Source organism: Brevundimonas sp. (genome assembly GCF_046295075.1).
Taxonomy (GTDB): domain Bacteria; phylum Pseudomonadota; class Alphaproteobacteria; order Caulobacterales; family Caulobacteraceae; genus Brevundimonas.
Genome location: NZ_JBKBOC010000001.1, coordinates 333,999 through 349,914 on the forward strand (window position 1 = coordinate 333,999; position 15,916 = coordinate 349,914).

Annotated in this window: 16 protein-coding genes; 3 read left to right on the plus strand and 13 right to left on the minus strand. The window is 67.3% G+C overall.

Features of this window, described 5'->3' with window-relative positions:
- Nucleotides 1-14 precede the first annotated feature (14 nt).
- A complete protein-coding gene (locus ACK4MH_RS01725) occupies nucleotides 15-893 on the plus strand; it encodes a hypothetical protein (protein ID WP_409713807.1) in 879 nt (292 codons plus the stop codon).
- 37 nt (nucleotides 894-930) lie between these two features.
- Here ACK4MH_RS01725 and ACK4MH_RS01730 read toward each other — a convergent pair whose 3' ends face one another.
- Both ACK4MH_RS01730 and ACK4MH_RS01735 read right to left on the minus strand, forming a co-directional pair.
- On the minus strand, nucleotides 931-1,377 hold the full coding sequence (locus tag ACK4MH_RS01730) for a hypothetical protein (protein WP_409713810.1): 447 nt from the start codon (nucleotides 1,375-1,377) through the stop codon (nucleotides 931-933).
- A complete protein-coding gene (locus ACK4MH_RS01735; protein WP_409713813.1) occupies nucleotides 1,377-2,750 on the minus strand; it encodes a metallophosphoesterase in 1,374 nt (457 codons plus the stop codon). The genes ACK4MH_RS01730 and ACK4MH_RS01735 overlap by 1 nt, the downstream gene beginning before the upstream one ends.
- A gap of 251 nt (nucleotides 2,751-3,001) precedes the next feature.
- On the opposite strand from ACK4MH_RS01735, the gene ACK4MH_RS01740 reads away from it, so the two are divergent.
- On the plus strand, nucleotides 3,002-5,239 hold the full coding sequence (locus tag ACK4MH_RS01740; protein WP_409713816.1) for a TonB-dependent receptor: 2,238 nt from the start codon (nucleotides 3,002-3,004) through the stop codon (nucleotides 5,237-5,239).
- A gap of 202 nt (nucleotides 5,240-5,441) precedes the next feature.
- Nucleotides 5,442-5,585: a hypothetical protein gene (locus ACK4MH_RS01745; protein WP_409713819.1), complete on the plus strand. Its 144-nt coding sequence runs from the start codon at nucleotides 5,442-5,444 to the stop codon at nucleotides 5,583-5,585.
- 64 nt (nucleotides 5,586-5,649) lie between these two features.
- Here ACK4MH_RS01745 and gspM read toward each other — a convergent pair whose 3' ends face one another.
- Genes gspM through ACK4MH_RS01800 form a run of 11 tightly spaced genes read right to left on the minus strand, consistent with a single transcriptional unit; the run spans nucleotide 5,650 to nucleotide 15,770 of the window.
- The gene (gene gspM / locus ACK4MH_RS01750) at nucleotides 5,650-6,135 is read right to left on the minus strand and encodes a type II secretion system protein GspM (RefSeq protein ID WP_409713822.1); all 486 of its coding nucleotides are present in this window, start codon (nucleotides 6,133-6,135) and stop codon (nucleotides 5,650-5,652) included.
- Nucleotides 6,132-7,223: a type II secretion system protein GspL gene (gene gspL / locus ACK4MH_RS01755; protein WP_409713825.1), complete on the minus strand. Its 1,092-nt coding sequence runs from the start codon at nucleotides 7,221-7,223 to the stop codon at nucleotides 6,132-6,134. The genes gspM and gspL overlap by 4 nt, the downstream gene beginning before the upstream one ends.
- On the minus strand, nucleotides 7,220-8,176 hold the full coding sequence (gspK, locus tag ACK4MH_RS01760; RefSeq protein WP_409713828.1) for a type II secretion system minor pseudopilin GspK: 957 nt from the start codon (nucleotides 8,174-8,176) through the stop codon (nucleotides 7,220-7,222). The genes gspL and gspK overlap by 4 nt, the downstream gene beginning before the upstream one ends.
- 41 nt (nucleotides 8,177-8,217) lie before the next feature.
- The gene (gene gspJ / locus ACK4MH_RS01765) at nucleotides 8,218-8,814 is read right to left on the minus strand and encodes a type II secretion system minor pseudopilin GspJ (RefSeq protein ID WP_409713831.1); all 597 of its coding nucleotides are present in this window, start codon (nucleotides 8,812-8,814) and stop codon (nucleotides 8,218-8,220) included.
- Nucleotides 8,811-9,179, minus strand: a complete 369-nt coding sequence (gene gspI, locus ACK4MH_RS01770) for a type II secretion system minor pseudopilin GspI (protein WP_409713834.1) — start codon at nucleotides 9,177-9,179, stop codon at nucleotides 8,811-8,813. Before gspI ends, gspJ begins: the two co-directional genes overlap by 4 nt.
- Entirely contained in the window at nucleotides 9,172-9,636 is a 465-nt protein-coding gene (locus ACK4MH_RS01775) for a GspH/FimT family pseudopilin (protein WP_409713837.1), read from the minus strand. The genes gspI and ACK4MH_RS01775 overlap by 8 nt, the downstream gene beginning before the upstream one ends.
- Nucleotides 9,617-10,069, minus strand: coding sequence for a type II secretion system major pseudopilin GspG (gspG, locus tag ACK4MH_RS01780; protein WP_409713840.1), 453 nt, complete (start codon nucleotides 10,067-10,069; stop codon nucleotides 9,617-9,619). Before gspG ends, ACK4MH_RS01775 begins: the two co-directional genes overlap by 20 nt.
- Nucleotides 10,070-10,082: 13 nt before the next feature.
- Complete coding sequence (gene gspF / locus ACK4MH_RS01785) at nucleotides 10,083-11,300, minus strand: type II secretion system inner membrane protein GspF (protein ID WP_409713843.1); 1,218 nt, start codon at nucleotides 11,298-11,300, stop codon at nucleotides 10,083-10,085.
- Nucleotides 11,300-12,853: a type II secretion system ATPase GspE gene (gene gspE / locus ACK4MH_RS01790; protein ID WP_409713846.1), complete on the minus strand. Its 1,554-nt coding sequence runs from the start codon at nucleotides 12,851-12,853 to the stop codon at nucleotides 11,300-11,302. Before gspE ends, gspF begins: the two co-directional genes overlap by 1 nt.
- Nucleotides 12,850-14,967, minus strand: coding sequence for a type II secretion system secretin GspD (gene gspD / locus ACK4MH_RS01795; protein ID WP_409713849.1), 2,118 nt, complete (start codon nucleotides 14,965-14,967; stop codon nucleotides 12,850-12,852). Before gspD ends, gspE begins: the two co-directional genes overlap by 4 nt.
- Nucleotides 14,964-15,770: a type II secretion system protein N gene (locus ACK4MH_RS01800; protein WP_409713852.1), complete on the minus strand. Its 807-nt coding sequence runs from the start codon at nucleotides 15,768-15,770 to the stop codon at nucleotides 14,964-14,966. The genes gspD and ACK4MH_RS01800 overlap by 4 nt, the downstream gene beginning before the upstream one ends.
- Between the last annotated feature and the right edge of the window lie 146 nt (nucleotides 15,771-15,916).

Below are 15,916 nucleotides of genomic sequence, written 5' to 3' on the forward strand. Positions count from 1 at the left end.
CGAAAGCCGCATCCATGTCCCATATCCGCCTCGCCCTGGTCGCCACGACCGCCCTGACCCTCGCCGCCGGGGCCGCCGTGGCTCAGACGCAGTATCCCTCCACGACGCAGGACCGCCTCGGCGCCGTCGTCGGCGCCCTGTTCGGGGATCGTCTGGGACTGTCGGCCATGGATCAGGCCTGGCTGCGCGGCGGCCGTCCGTTGCGTGACGGCCAGAGCCAGTTCTCGACCCAGGTGGACGCCAGCTTGAGAGCAGGCTCAGTGTCCAGCTCGGCCGCGACGCGGTTGAGGTCAGACTACACCGCCCTCGTCGATCTGGAGACCCGCTACGCTGCTGACGGCATAAATACTCAAGAGCGCGCGGACCTGAACGCCCGCTACACGGCCCTGACACAGACGCTGCAATCCGGCGCTTCGGGTTATGAAGAGACCGACACGGTCGCCCAGGGGCGCGCCGCCTTCAATGCACGCGTGGACGCCGCCGTGACCGCCCGTCGCCTGACGCGGACCGAGGCCACCCGCCTGAAAACCGACTATCAGGCCCTGATCCAGATCGAGACCCGCTACAATTCGGACGGCGCGATCAACGCCACCGAACGCGCCGATCTGGACGCGCGCCTCGATGCGCTGGACCTGCGTGTCGGCGACGGCCCGACCGGCACGACGCCCGCCGCCAATCTGACGGCGCGCGCGCGACTGACGAACCTGGAGACGACCCTGAACACCGCCGAACGCTCGGGCGCCGTCACCCGCGCCGAGGCCGCCGACATCCGCGTCGAGGCCGGCGACCTTGCCCGCCTGGACGCCGCCTACGCCCGCACGAGCCCATCGTCAGACGACACGGCCTACCTCAGCCGCCGCATCGGCGAACTGGAAACGCGCGCGCGCCGCTAGACCACGCCCAAAGCCCCGCTCTTTCGAGAGCGGGGCCTTATTCGGCTCGCGCCTTCTTGAGCTTGGTCAGCAGAGCTTTGCGGCCGGCATCGTGGTCGCGAGCGAGCTGGGCGCGGCGCGTTTCCAACCGGGCCGCCTCTTCGTCCAGTTCAGACAGCACACGCGCATGATCCGCGTCCAACGCCGCCAATTCGGCCTCCAGCGCCTCGACCCGTGCACGCCTTGCCTTGTTGGGCGAAGTCTTGGCACGCGGCGCCTTGGCGATCTCGCCGATGTCGATGATCAGGCCGCGCTGGATGACCTCGCCCGGCGCGGCCAAGGCGGCGTCATAGTCCGCCCCAACGCTCACTTCGCTAGCCAGTCCGGACGCGAACAGATCCTGCTTCGATCCCCAGGCCTCCAGCGCCTTGGGTCGCGAACTGACGGCGACGGTGAAGGCGTGAAATCCGTCGGACCAGGTAAAGACCTTCAGCCGCGCCGCCATTATGCTGGCGGCTCGACTGCGCCTTGCAGCAAGGCGGCGGCGGCTGTCGCCTTGACCGTCAGCCCCGTCGCTTCTTCGAAGCTGAGGTCGGTCGTTCCGAAATATTCCCGCTGGTTCGTTGCGCACCAGTCGGTCGTGCAAAGGCGGACCGGATCGGCTTTCGGCGAAACGGCTGAGGCGTAGAGAAAGTCGCCTCTGCGGTCGGCCAGGGGCATCGGGCGGTCCTGGTTGGCGCGGGCCATGAAGCCGTCGAATTGCGCGCGCGAGACGGTGGCGACCATCAGCTTGCCGTCGAAACGGACGATGGAATCGAAGACGTAGCGGTTGACCGGGCCGGCCGGGACGCCCGTACCCAGGGTGGTGTGGCCGATGAAGCCGGCCTCGGCGCCGGCCGCCTGGGCCAGGCCGGCTGCGACGCGCCGTCCGGTGTCGCCCAGCGACAGGGCGCGAGGGCTGGTCCCCAGGATGGTCCGCTCCTCGTCGGTCAGGTCGGCGGCCAGGGTCGCGGCGATCAAGTCCGCCAGCGCGGGAGAGGCGGGGGCGTCCAGCGCGACCGTGCGGGATTGGGCCGTGACCGAGCCGTCCGCCAGGAACTCGGCCACCGTATAGGCGGCGGTCCAGGCGCCGGTGTGGATATAGGCGCTACGGCCTTGGCGATGCTGGAACAGCAGGTGGTTGTGTCCGCCGATCATCAGGCTGCCATCCGGCAGCAGCGGCAGGATGTCCCTGTCGGCGGCCACCCCGGCGTGGCTCATCACCATGACCAGATCGGCCCCGGACAGGTTGTCGGCCAGATTGGCGCTCGCCCAGTCGGCAGCGGCCGGGATCGACAGTTGGTCGCGCGAGGCCTTGGGGTAGGTGGTCAGCGAATTGGTCGCCATGCCCACGACCCGCAGCGAACGGCGACCGAACGGCAGGGTCGTGGACGGGTCTGCATAGCCGGCGCCCGTGCGGGTATCGCCGATGGTGCTGACGACGTGAACGCCCAGGCTCTTCATACGGGCGACGACCTGGGCCAGGTCGGGCGTCAGGTCATTGTCGTGATTGCCCAGGTTGAACACCGTCGGCGCGATCGCCGGCAAGGCCGCCAGGAAGGCCCAGTCCACCACGCCGCCCGACCGCACGGCGACGACATTGCCGTGCTCGAAGATGTCGCCGTCGATGGCGATGACATGGGGGACGGGGTTGGCGCGGACTTCGGTTTCGAAGGCGGCCAGCAACTGGGCGGTCCGCTCATAGGCCGAATGCATGTCGGATACGGCCAGCACGCGACCGATCACATCCGCCCGTTTCATGCCGGTCAGCCCTGGCGCGAACGCCGTCGCCCCGGCGAGTTGCAGGAGCCGGCGACGGGAGGGCGTGACGAGGGGCATACGCGATCCAAACGATGTCTGGGAGGGCGTGCGGAGCGGACTCACGCACCCTTTCAGCATCGCATTTCGGACCTCTCGGCACAATGCCAGCCGGTGCTGCACACGCCGCCCAAGGACAGATTGTCACACGGGTGTGGCTGCGTCTTCAAAGGTTCAAGAAACAGGCGCGCTCTGCACTGGCGGCCGTCGTTGCGAAGCTCTACGGCGTCGCGCGACACGTCCTCCTCCCTGTCGCCAAGGAAATCTCGCCCATGCTTCGCCAAGCCCTTCTGGCCGCCACCGTCAGCGGCATCGCCCTGCTGAGCGCCGGCTCGGTTCTCGCCCAGACGACGGACACCGCCGCCGAAGTGGCCGGGGTCGACGACATCGTCGTCACCGCCCAGCGCCGCAGCGAGAACATCCGCGACGTGCCGTTCGCCGTCACCGCCCTGAACACCCAGACCCTGCAGGACGTTTCGGCCGGCGGCGCTGACATCCTGTCGCTGTCGGCGCGCGTGCCCAGCCTTCAGGTCGAAAGCTCGAACGGCCGCTACGCGCCGCGCTTCTACATCCGCGGCCTGGGCAATGTGGACTTCGACTTCACCGCCTCGCAGCCGGTTTCGGTCGTGCTGGACAATGTCGTGCTGGAGAGCGTCTATCTGAAGGGCTTCCCCCTGTTCGACGTGCAGCAGCTGGAAGTTCTGCGCGGTCCGCAGGGTACGCTGTTCGGCCGCAACACCCCGGCCGGCGTGGTCAAGATCGACACCGTCAAACCGTCGGATGACTTCACCGGGTTCGGCTCGCTGACCTACGGCAACCTGGGTTCGACCCGGGCCGAGGCCGCCGTCACCCTGCCGGCGTCGGACACGCTTCAGGTGCGCGGCGCCATCCTGTGGAACCACCGCGACGACTGGGTGAACAACGCCTTCAACCCGTCCTTCGCCAATGCGGACAAGGATGATCTGGGCGGCTTCAACGATCTGGCCGCGCGTGTCCACGTCGCCTGGACCCCGACCGATCGTCTGTCGACCCTGCTGACCTTGCAGGCCCGCGACTATGACGGCACGGGCACGATGAACCGCGCCAACGCCCTGACCAAGGGCTCAAACGAGCTGAACGGCAACTTTGATCGCGACACCGTCTATTACGACGGCGGCCGCAACAACTTCCAGAAGCAGAAAACGACCTCGCAGTCGCTGCAGGTCGCCTATGACTTCGGCCCCGCCACCCTGACCGGCATCGTCGGCTCGTACCAGGGCTGGTCCCAGGGCGACGGCGACATCGACGGCGGCGTGGCTTCGGCCCCGGCGACGGCCTCTTACAAGACGCCGTTCAACTCCGAGACCGGCACCCTCTCCAGCGACCTGTTGCAGAACACCTATGAGCTGCGTCTGGCCTCGAACGGCGACGGACGCATCGGTTGGCAGGTCGGGGCCTTCTACTGGGACGAGCGGATCAACCTGGTTTCGGGCACGTTCAACGGCGTCGGCGGCCTTCAGCCGACGCGGGTGACCGACATCGTGCAGAAGTCGGACTCGTGGTCGGTGTTCGGTCAGGGCAGCTACAAGTTGACCGACGCTCTGAAGGTGACGGCGGGCGTCCGCTACACCGACGACAACCGCGACTACAACGGACGCATCGTGTTGGGCACGGGCGCCGGCGGCACGGGCGCCGTCTCCGTCGGCGACGAACAGGTCAGCTGGGACGTCAGCGCCCTGTATGAGGTCAACGACAGCCTCAACCTGTTCGCCCGCGCGGCCAAGGGTTATCGCGGTCCGTCGATCCAGGGTCGCAACCTGCCGGTCCTGACCACGGCCGACTCCGAGACGGTCATGTCCTACGAGACCGGTCTGAAGGCTCGCCTGCTGGACGGCCGCGCGCGTTTCAACGCGACGGCCTATGTCTATGAAGTCAGCGACATGCAGTTCACCGCCATCGGCGGCGCGGACAACACCAACCGCCTGATCAACGCCGACAAGGGCGAGGGTTACGGCCTGGAACTGGATGGCGACATCGATCTGGGCGCGGGCTTCAGCCTGTCGGCCGGCGCCGCCTGGAACCACACCGAGATCAAGGACAGCGACCTGCTGGTGGCCATCTGCGGCGCCAACTGCACCGTCACCGATCCGATCGTCACCGTGGGCACGACCCGTCGCGCCAACATCGACGGCAACCCCTTCCCGCAGGCGCCGCAATACACCGCCAACCTGACGCTGAACTATGTCCGGTCGCTGGGTAACGACACCGAGCTGTTCGCCTCGACCGACTGGGTCATGCAGAAGGACTTCAACCTGTTCCTCTATGAATCGGTCGAGTTCATGCAGGACACGGCCTTCGAAGGCGGCCTGCGTGCGGGTTGGCGCGACCTGAACCGCGGCATCGAAGCGGCCGCCTATGTCCGCAACGTCACCGACGAAGAGAATGTGATCGGCGCCATCGACTTCAACAACCTGACCGCCTTCGTCAACGAACCGCGCACCTACGGCGTGCAACTGACCAAGCGGTTCTGATCGACCCACAATGAGGCGTCGATCCGCAGGACAGCGGATCGACGCCTTTTCGCATCGTCTTGCAGATCGTCATTGCCGACGTCTGGATTTCTGAGCTTCCCGTCATACGGTCCACCACGGCTGCACACCTACGCTATCAGCCGCCAAGGCCCTCCAAGACGTGGTGGCGCCGCCCTGCGATTGATCAGCAGTTCAAGAGACGATGCTCTGTGCTGACTGTCTGCGATTGGCTGAAACGCGCGAGCAAAAGCTGCGTCACCTGGTCCTGAAGGCCGGGATCGACTTCGAGAAGCAGCGGATAGCGCTTTGTGACGAAGCCTTAGACGTCATCTCTGGGGCGATTTGAAGCTAAGCCCTTCTCCTCACGACCTGCCGGCAGGGCTAAACTGAAAGCAGCAAACACAGTCGCTTCAAGACGGAGCGAACCCGCCGTCCACCTGCAGGGTGGCGTCCGCGTTTTCGACAACAGCCAGCCGCGAAACCTCCAGTCCATGCTCCGCCTTGAGCGTCATCAGCCAGGGAAAGAGTTGCGCGCTCGTCGTTCGATCGGCCCGGAACCCCAGCCCGCCTGACGGGTCCATCCCAGTGGTGATGACCAAGCCGGCCGCCTCGGCGCTCTGCCGGACCAGGGGTTCGATGTCGGTCCGGGCCGTTTTTGCCACGGCGGCGTCCGGGCTTTTCGGCAGACGCCTGACGCCCGCATCGACCTGCAACAAGGACGTGCGCGCCTCGGCGCGCCGCTCAGCTGCGGCTTCGCGCCAGGCCCACGCAGGACGGACGACGAGCAACCACAGGAAAACCCCAGCAGCGATGAGCGCCATGACGGCCAGCATCTGCCGCTCGCGGTCCGTGCGCGACCACCACCAGCGCGTCGCCGGATCGAACAAGGCAGTCATAATGCGGCTCCGATCCGGATTTCGCTGACGATGCGCCCCGCGTCGTCGACCGTGCTGGCGTCCTCCATCACGAGGCCGGCGCTCGTCACAGCGCGTTTGAGCGTGTCGAGGTCCTGATAGGCGGAATAGCTTACGGTGGCCCGCACGCCGCCGTCTGGATCTGCGGCGAAACTGTCGAGTTCGGCGCCCTCGACCCCCTCGACGGCGACATAAAGGGCCGCAGCGACACCGGTAACGCCCCCCGCGGGAGCCGATGCGAGACGGGCCTCAAGGGCGGCCCTGGGATCGGGAGAGGCCGCCAGATCTGGCGCAGCGCGCGTCAGGATCTGCCGGGTCTGGTTCTGCATACGGTTCGCCATGATGTCATCGCGCGCAGCCATGGCGAGGGTCAGGATCAATGGGGTCGCCAAGAGGATGACAGCCAGAGCCATCACCCGCTTCCAGTTTCCGCCGGCGGAAACACGGCGGCGCTCGATGAGGTTGATCACCGGCCGCAGAGACGCCTCGATCATCAGGCGCTCGATATCCTCAGGGTCGTCGACAATGACGAGCGACCAGCCTTCGGTGAGCAGTTCGACCATGTCGCGCTGGACGGTCGCCGCCAGACGCCGACCCCGCAGTGCGACATTGGGCGGAAACGACACCGCCACGATGCTGTCTTCGGCCAGCGGCGCGGGAACGACCAGCGTGTCGGGCATAAGGACATCGACGGCGACACCCAGCGCTTCGCAATAGTCTAGCCAGACCCGGCGCAAGGACGCATCGAATATGACCGCGATCCGATCCTCGCCCTCGACGGCTGCGCTCAGGGCGACCTCAAGGTTTTCCGAGGCCACAGCCAGTTGTTCCCGCAAGGCCCAAAGGACCGCCGTGCGCTTCTGAACGTCGCTCCCAGCCGGCACGTTCACCCAACGGACGAGCACATCGGCGCCGGGCGCAATGACGACCGTTCGCATGGCCAGGGGTTTCTCGACCGGATCGAGCGGCATCAGGCCGCGCTGCAGGATCGCGCCGTCCGGCGCAATCACCATGAACGGGGCGGGTTCCGAAGCCAGGCTCGGGATCAGGATCAGGCGGGTGGAACTCATTCGTCGAGGGTCCAGCGTTGGATGACGGTTCGGGCCCCGCCCTCGGGCGGCGCGTAGAGGAGCGCGGTGCGGACGGCGCGAGAACCGCCGTAGTCGACATCGACGCGCAGATCGAAATAGCGGGTGAGAAGGCTCGTCTGTTCGCGCGCTTGCGGCGAGGCCGCAGAGCCAAGCAGCGCCGGCTGGCTCCAGAAGGCGTCGACGCTTTGCCATCCGTTGCGAGGCCGCGCCTCGATCGCGGCGCGCGCCGCTGAAAGACCGATCTTGCCGTCCAGCAGCATCATCAGCAGAGGCGCCGCCTCAGGCTTCAGGGTGTTGACGTTGAGCACGCTGGGCCGAGCGACCGGCAGGGCGCAGACGAATGGTCGAAGACGGCGGTAGGTTTCGGCGTCGAACCCTCGGATCGCGCGGAGCTCGCTGACCTCGGTCAGCATCACGCCGCCGGTCCGATACGGGATGGCCGAACCGGCGTATGCGCCGTCTTCTGCGCCTGCCGCCCGGGTCGCCGGATCGACGTCCAGCCAGTCCGCCAGACCGTCCGCCGCCGCCAGCGCCGCCCCCTCCGTCAGACCCAGGCTTCGTCCAAGGGCGACGAACTGCGCGATTCCTGCGGGGCGCGCCGTGAGATCCTCGCCCTGCCCCTCGACCACGCTGTTGAGGTTGAAGCAGTTCTGACCGTCGCGCACGACGGCGCTCAGGTTTCCTCCGTCGATCGGAAAACTCAGAACGCGCCCGTCCCACTCAGGCTCCAGCGGCGTCCTGGTCGGCCCCATCGTAATGAGTTGGGTGATCTGACGCAGCGCGAGCAGCTCGGCGCCGTCGGCGTACATCTGGGCCTGGGCCTGACCTTCGGCGTTCGTGGCGCGCCTGACCGAAAATCGCACGTCGTCCAGCACGGCGACGGCGACGACCGACATCACCGCGACCAGCAAAAGCACGGTCAGCAAGGCCATGCCTTCACGGCGCCTGGACGCCTTGGCTCTGCCCGACGCGGTCATCGGCCGCCCACCAGAAACAGCTGCTCGACCTCGCCCAGACCTTTGAGCGTCATGACCAGACGCACCGCGTCCGGCATCGGCTTGTCCGCGCTGGAGATAAAGGCCGGCGCCTCGACCCCGTCCCTGACGAAGCTGATCTTCAGACCCGAGACGCCGCGATAGAGCACCTGGGCCGATCCGACGCGCGCGCCGTCCAGCCGGGGCGCGACCCGTCGCTCCAGGCGGTCGTCGACAAGGCTGTATTCGACCCGCTGAAGCGAGGCGCGCGGCTGGTCGCCGGGATTGGACCAACCGGCCCTCACCAGGATCAGGACCGGCGCGCCGGGCTGGGTCGCGCCGACGATGGGTTGCTGCTGCGGCCGCCCCGTCGTGCCCCGCGTCCGACGCGCGGTCGCCTGACCGATATCCGACTTCAGCAGCGCCCGCATACGCTGCAGGTCGCCGGTCCGGTCCGTTTCGGCCTTGATGGCGAAACGGTTGTCGATGGTCTGGGTCAGCACCGTCGCCCCTGCTGCGGCGATCAGAGCGAAGATCAGCAGCGAGATCATGACCTCGACGAGGCTGAAGCCGGCCCGTCCCGAAGCCCGCCTCATGAGGACCGCGCCCGGAAGGCCGTGCGGTCTGCGGCCTGCCCCTCGTCATTGGACACCCGGACCTCGACCCGCTGGATGTCTGCGACGTCGGTGGGCGCCACGATCCGTGTCCAGCTCCAGTCCCGGCCCGCCAGGTTCGTCCGTCCGTTCGACACGCCGTCGCTGAGCGAAGGCGCGATGACCGACTCGACGACCAGATTGTCCGCCACAACGCCGCCGAGGGTGCGGCTCTCGACCCGCGCCGCCGAACGCGTGTTCTCCCCAGCCAGGTTCAACAAGGCCATGGCGGACAGGCCGAAGACCGCCATGGCGACCAGCATCTCGACCAGGGTGAAGCCATCACGCGCGCAGCGGCGATCAGTCATCGATCTTGACCTCTCCGGCGCCGTCCACGGTCACGACCCGCGCCTGGCCCTCGCGTCTCAGGGTCAGTCGGTAGGGGTCGGCCACGCCTGTAGGATCGAAGACGACCAGCGCCGCCTCCTGACCCGGCTCGGCGACGGTGCCGGTTTCCCAAGGCACGGGTTTGAACGGCCCCTCCTGCAACCGTGTCCAAACCCGACCGTCGAAGGCCTGAAATCCATAGCCCGACGTCGTCGTCTCGACGGCGATCGGTCGGTTGGTCAGCACCGCCTCGTCCCGTGCGCTCGCCAACCGGGCGGCGAATCGCTCGGCCTCTGCGCCGACGGCGGGCCTCGGATCGGGGGCGACCATCACCACGGCGGCGCCCGCCATCGCGATGATGGCGACCGTCATCATCAGCTCGACCAGGGTGAAACCGGCGCGCGGCTTGCGACCTGGTCTAGCTCTGCCAGTTGCCAAGGTCCGCATCCTCACCCTCGCCGCCCTCCTTGCCGTCCGCGCCCCAGGAGAAGACGTCGAACTGACCGCCGTGCGTGCTCGGTCGCCGATATTGATAGTCCTGGCCCCAGGGATCCTTGGGCAGACGACGGACGTAGCCGCCTTCGCGGTAGCGCTCAGGCTGCGACAAACCCTGGGGCGCCGCCACCAGGGCCTGAAGGCCCTGGGCGTTGTCAGGGAAGGTCAGATTGTCGAGCCGATAGGTTTCGATCGCCTGTTCCAGCGTCGAGATGTCGGCCCTGGCCTTTCCGACCATGGCCTTGCCCTGGGCCGGCAGGACATTGATGGCGACGACCGTCGCCAGAAGACCGATGATGACGATCACCACCATCAGTTCCACCAGGGTGAATCCGGCGCGTCGGCGGCGCTGCGCGTGTTTCTTGGTCTGGGTCATCTCAAGCAACTCCTCACCCCATCGCCAGGGTATTGATCTGAAGAATGGGCAGCAGGATCGACAGCACGATCAGGCAGACGATCCCGCCCATGATGACGATGATCGCCGGCTCCAGCAGGCTCAGCATCACGGCCGTGAACGTCGCGAACTCGCGCTCAAGATAGTCGGCGGCGCGGTCGAGCATGGGCTCCAGCCGCCCGCTGCTCTCGCCGGAGGCGGTCATGTAGACAAGAATAGGCGGGAAGACGTCGGCCCGACGCATGGCGCTGGATAGACCGCCGCCTCCGCGCACCGTATCCGCCATCGTCTCGGTCGCGCGCCTCAGCGCCCGGTTGGACACGGTGCGCGCCGTAATGGTCAGCCCCTCCAGCACCGGAAGACCTGCGGCGATCATCGTCGACAGCGTCCGAGCCATCTTGGCGCCGTGCAGATCGCGGGTCAGTCGCCCGACCAGGGGCAATCGCAGCTGCAGGCGATCGATTGTCAGCCTGAAGCTTGGGTTTCGCCACATCCCGGCAAAACCGATCGCCCCGATGGCGATGACGAGCGCGAGCAGCCAGCTCCAGTTTTGCATCAGCTCCGACACGCCGATCACTAGGCGCGTCAGCAGCGGCAGGGTCTGCCCCATGCTGTCGAACTGATCGACGACCTTGGGAACGACGAAGGTCATCAGGGCCCCGATGACGCCCAGCGCGACGACGGCCAGGACGAGAGGATAGACCAGGGCGGTGATCACCTTGCCCCGAACCTGCTCGTCCAGTTCGAGCCTGTCGGCCAGGCGCTCAAGGATCGACTGAAGCGCGCCGGACGTTTCGCCCGCCGAAACCATCGCGCGATAGAGCGGTGGAAAGGCCCTGGGTTCCAAAGCCATCGCGTCAGACAGACGCCGCCCGCTCATCACCCCGCCGTGCACGGTCTCCAGGATCATTCGCACCATGGGCCGGTCCGCCTGAAGGGCGATGGTGCGCAAGGCCTCTTCAATGGGCGCGACCGAAACCAGGGTCGCCAGTTGCCGGGTCGTGAGCGCCAGGGCCTTCGAACTCAACCGCCCCGGCTTGCCCGAAGGCGTGCGATCGACACGAGACGCCGCGCCGGTCGAGGGCGAAATGTCCAACGGGACCAGCCTCTTTCGACCCAGCGTCTTGCGGACGGCGGCGGCGTCCAATGCCGCCACGGCCCCCGTGACGGTCCTGCCCTCAGTGTCTACGGCCACGTAGTCGAACAAGGCCATCAGGCCGCGACTCCCTGTGACGAGGTCGGGGGCTCAAGATGAGCGGCGTCCTGCTGCGTTTCCTGCCGGGCGACCCGCACGGCTTCCTCGACCGAGGTGACGCCGGCGGCGACAAGTTCCCGGGCGCTCTGGCTCAGGGTGCGCCCTCCCCGCTCCGGCGCCGCAAAGGCGATAGCGGCGATCGCTTCTTCTCCGGCCTCGGAGGCGATCAAACGGCGGACGCGATCATCCACGCGGATCAGTTCGTAGAGGCCCGTCCGTCCGACATAGCCCGTTTGATTGCATCGCGCGCAGCCGTGCGGACGCCAGACCGTCTGACCGATCGCAAGTCCCGCTAGTTTCGCGGTGGCAACATCCGCCGGCTCCGGGCGTCGGCACTCTTCGCATAGCCGTCGCACCAGCCGCTGGGCGACGATCAATCGCAGGGTCGAGGCCAACAGGAAGGGCTCCACGCCCATGTCGCGCAGGCGGGTGATGGCGCCCGCCGCATCGTTGGTGTGGACCGTGGTCAGGACCAGATGGCCCGTCAGGGCGGCCTGAACGGCGATGCTGGCGGTTTCGGCGTCGCGGATTTCACCCACCATGACGACATCGGGATCCTGGCGCAGGATGGCGCGAAGCCCGGCGGCGAAGGTCATTCCCACCTTGGTGTTGACCTGCGTCTGGCCGACGCCGTCGATCGCATATTCGACCGGATCCTCGACGGTCAGAATGTTGCGGGTCGTGTCGTTGAGCAGGGTGAGGCCGGCATAGAGACTGGTCGTCTTGCCCGAGCCGGTAGGTCCGGTCACCAGTATGATGCCGTTGGGCTCCGCCAGCGCTGCGCGGAAAGCCTCAAGCACCAGCGGGTCCATGCCCAGCCGGTTCAGATCCAGGTCGGCCTGCGCCTTGTCGAGGATCCGCAGCACCACGCGCTCTCCTCCCCGCGAAGGCAGGGTCGAGACACGAACATCCAACGTCTTGCCGCCGAGCGTCAGCGGAATTCTGCCGTCCTGGGGCACACGTTTTTCGGCGATGTCCAACCGCGCCATGACCTTGATGCGCGAAACCAGAAGCGGCGTGATCCGGGGGTTCAGACTCAGGGCCTCGCGCAGCATGCCGTCCACCCTCATGCGGATCGTCAGAGCGTTCTCGAACGGCTCCAGGTGGATGTCCGATGCGCCCGCACGCACCGCCTCGGCTATGACGCCGTTGATCAGCCGAATCACGGGCGCGTCGTCGGCCGTGTCCAGAAGATCGGCGGCGGCCGGCATGTCGTCGATCAGACTATCCAGTCCGCCTGGCATGCCCCTGCCCGGCAGACCCAGGTCGTCGCCGTCGCCGGTCACCAGCGAATCGCCCGCATAGACCTGCGACAGATGACGATCGAACGTCGCCTGATCCATGTGTTCGATCTTGAGCGGGCGTCCCAGCGCACGCCGGGCCTCTATGAGACCCGCCGGGTCGGCGCCCTCCCTGAGACCGACCAGGGCGACGTCGCCGGCGTCGAGCAGGATCACGCCATTCCGCTTGGCGAACCCATAAGGCAGCGTCGGATTGACCCGAGTGATCATGGTCGCCCACCAGGCGGTGGAGCGCCATCCGCGACAGGCTGCAGGGGCGCCCCTGCGACCGAACCGACAGGCGCGGCCCCGACAGGGACGTGTTCGGGCGGCGTGGCGCGCATATAGTCACGCAGCATTTCGTCCAGGCTCGGCTCAGCGCCTGGCGTGGCGGTCAGCTGCTGCTGGCGCATATAGCCCCAGCGGTCAGCGGCCAGCCTCTGGGCGTCGCTCTCCGACCTCACGATCGTCGGGCGGATGAAGATCATCAGATTGGTGCGGCCCCGCTGACGGCTGGTCGATCGGAAGAGGGCTCCGATCCCCGGCAAGTCGCCCAGCCCTGGGACCTTGTCGACCGACAGCCGGTCATTCTGGTCGAGCAGGCCGCCCGCCACCGCAATGGCGCCGTCGTCGACGACCATCGTGTTCTCCAACTCACGCTTGTTGAGCACGAGATCGGACGAAGAGTTGGTCAGCACGCCGTTGATGCTCGACACCTCCTGACGCACATGCAGGGTGATCGAGCCGCCCGCATTGATCTGGGGGCGAACCGTCAGCTTGACGCCGATGTCCTGGCGCTGGGTGGTGCGGAAGGGGTTGGAGTTGCCGTCGAGCAGGGTCTCGCCAGTCGTGATCGGCACCTCCTGCCCCACCAGGATCGTGGCTTCCTCATTGTCCAGCGTCATCAGCGAAGGCGTCTGCAGCAGGTTGGACCCTTCGTCGGTCTTCGCCGCATTGATGATGAAGCCGAACAGGCCGTCGCCGATACGGCCGCCGCCGCCGCCGACAAATCCGTTCGCGCCGAGCAGGCTGTTGAGCGCAAGCCTCTGCAGCTGATCGCGGATGGTCGCATCCTTTGGATCGTCCAGCTGACCCGCCGCCGCGCCGCCTGCGATCGGCACCAGGGGCGTCGACCGGTTGGGATAGTTGGTCAAACCGGCCGGATTGCCGTCTTCGCCCGCCAGAACCCATTGGACGCCAAGCTCGCGCACCGCCGTGTCGCTCAGTTCGACCACGATCGCCTCGATCAGCACCTGCTGGCGACGGGCGTCGAGCTGACGGATCACCTCGGCCAGCATCCGTTGCGTGTCGGCAGACGCCGAAATCACCAGGGCGTTGGCGCCGGGGAAGCGCGCGATCGTCGCCTTCTGGCCAGGCAAGACGGTCGTCGGCGCCGAAGCCGGAGCCTCGACGGGCGCCGCCTGACCGATCCCGCCAGACCCTCTTTGGCTCGCAGGCGTGGCGTTGGCGCTGGCGGCCGTCACCTGCTGGCCGACGATCTGCTGCAAGACGGGCAGCAGTTGTTCCGCGTTAGCGTGTTCGAGGAAGACGACCTTGACGTCGTCGGCCGATTGGGCGCGCCGGTCGAGGTCTTCGATCAGGGGGCGAATGCGCGCCACGGCGGCAGGGTCGCCGCGCAAGATGACGGAGTTGGAGCTCTCGACGGGGGTCACGGACACCATGCCCTGCCCGGGCTGCCCGCCAGGCGGGGTGAGAACCGTCTGAAGGACGGCCGCGATCTCACGGGCGGAGGAGTTTTCCAGCGTCAGGACGTCGAAGCTGGCGCGGTCCACGTCGATGCGCGCGATCAGGGCGCGGATACGGGTCAGGTTGTCGGCGAAGTCCGCGACCACCACGCTGTTGCCGGCGGGATTGGGCAGGACCTGGCCTTGCGCTCCCACCAGCGGCCGAATGGTCTCCGCGGCCGAGGCCGCATCGATGTTGCGAAGCTGGAAGACTTCGGTCGAGAACCGTTCGGTCCCGACGGTCGACGGCCCCTGGGCCGCACCGGTCGCGGGACTGATGCGATAGGCGCCCGAACCGGTCGGCGTCACGACCAGGCCGTTGGCGCGCAGGGTCGACAGGAAGACCTCGAACAACTCGGCCCGACCAAGGGGTCTGTCGCTGGTCACCGTGACGGTCCCGGTCACCGCAGGATCGACGATGAAGGTGCGCCCGGTCATGCGGGCGACATCCTGAATGAAGGCGCGGATGTCGGCGCCCTGGACGTTCAGGGTTTGCCGGCCGGCGGACTGGGCCACGGCGGGCGCCGCCGTCAGCGGACCCTGAGCCAGCAAGATCGCCGACAGAACGCCGGCAAGGAAGGTGGAACTGCGTCGGTTCACCGAGTTGTCCTTATGGTGGTCGTCTGCACTTGCCCGGCCCGTTCGAAACGGACCTCGGCATTGGCGCTGTTGGCGAGTTGGCCCCGAAGAGCGGCGATCCGGTCGAGGCCGGTGAGTTCGTTGCCGTTGACGGACAAGATCACGTCGCCGGCCTGAAGACCTGCTGCGGCCAACTGGTCTCCGGAACCCGAGACGGTGAAACCCTTGATGGCCATGCCCTGCATCCGGGGACGCAAAGAGGCCTGGGCCATCAGTCTGGACGGATCGACGACGGCTGCCGGGACGGAGGGCGCGGACGCGGGCGCCGCGGGACCGACGACCTGCTCGCCCGGCGGCGGCGGCGGAGGCGGCGGCGCCCCGACCGGGACTTCGGAGAAGACCAGTCGGCTGACGGACAGGCCCCGCGCCAGGGTGACGTAGTCCTGCCCGACCTCCTTGAGCACCAGACCCGGCTCGACTTCCTCGCCGACGCCCACGGAAACCTGACGCCCGTCGGCCAGGCCGATGATCGCCGACCCGTCGCCAGCGCCGCCGCTGCGCACGCCGAACAGGCGAAGCTGGGCCGTGTCCGCATTCGTCACATCCGCCAGGCTGCTCAGGCCGCCCGTGCGGAAGAAGGCGTCGAAACGCTGAAAGACATTAAGGTCGGCCGGCTTTATCGGCGCCTGCGCGAGCGGCGCCATGGACGGCGCGTTCGGATCGACCACGATCCAGACCAGACGTCCGGCTTGAAGCAGCAGCAGTCCGATCAGGACAGCCTCGACCACCACCCGCAGATGCGCGGCGCGATCGGGACCGCGCACCGACTGCGCAGTCGCGGATGTCCATTGGCGGAGTTTAGAGATCACGTTTGCGCGCCCGACACTCGCCGTCGCGTCCAATGCGCGCGGCAAGATCACGCTCCTAGACCAATCGGCGTAAGGCGGCTTCACTGGTATGCGACAACAGC

Bases quoted from the DNA above. Each gene is read 5' to 3' on its own strand.
- ACK4MH_RS01740 (WP_409713816.1), top strand. From the start codon at position 3,002: ATGCTTCGCCAAGCCCTTCTGGCCGCCACCGTCAGCGGCATCGCCCTG.
- gspL (WP_409713825.1), bottom strand. From the start codon at position 7,223: ATGAGTTCCACCCGCCTGATCCTGATCCCGAGCCTGGCTTCGGAACCC.
- gspE (WP_409713846.1), bottom strand. From the start codon at position 12,853: ATGATCACTCGGGTCAATCCGACGCTGCCTTATGGGTTCGCCAAGCGG.
- ACK4MH_RS01730 (WP_409713810.1), bottom strand. From the start codon at position 1,377: ATGGCGGCGCGGCTGAAGGTCTTTACCTGGTCCGACGGATTTCACGCC.
- gspK (WP_409713828.1), bottom strand. From the start codon at position 8,176: ATGGCCTTGCTGACCGTGCTTTTGCTGGTCGCGGTGATGTCGGTCGTC.
- ACK4MH_RS01735 (WP_409713813.1), bottom strand. From the start codon at position 2,750: ATGCCCCTCGTCACGCCCTCCCGTCGCCGGCTCCTGCAACTCGCCGGG.
- gspM (WP_409713822.1), bottom strand. From the start codon at position 6,135: ATGACTGCCTTGTTCGATCCGGCGACGCGCTGGTGGTGGTCGCGCACG.
- ACK4MH_RS01725 (WP_409713807.1), top strand. From the start codon at position 15: ATGTCCCATATCCGCCTCGCCCTGGTCGCCACGACCGCCCTGACCCTC.
- gspI (WP_409713834.1), bottom strand. From the start codon at position 9,179: ATGACTGATCGCCGCTGCGCGCGTGATGGCTTCACCCTGGTCGAGATG.
- gspG (WP_409713840.1), bottom strand. From the start codon at position 10,069: ATGACCCAGACCAAGAAACACGCGCAGCGCCGCCGACGCGCCGGATTC.
- ACK4MH_RS01745 (WP_409713819.1), top strand. From the start codon at position 5,442: ATGCTCTGTGCTGACTGTCTGCGATTGGCTGAAACGCGCGAGCAAAAG.
- gspJ (WP_409713831.1), bottom strand. From the start codon at position 8,814: ATGAGGCGGGCTTCGGGACGGGCCGGCTTCAGCCTCGTCGAGGTCATG.
- gspF (WP_409713843.1), bottom strand. From the start codon at position 11,300: ATGGCCTTGTTCGACTACGTGGCCGTAGACACTGAGGGCAGGACCGTC.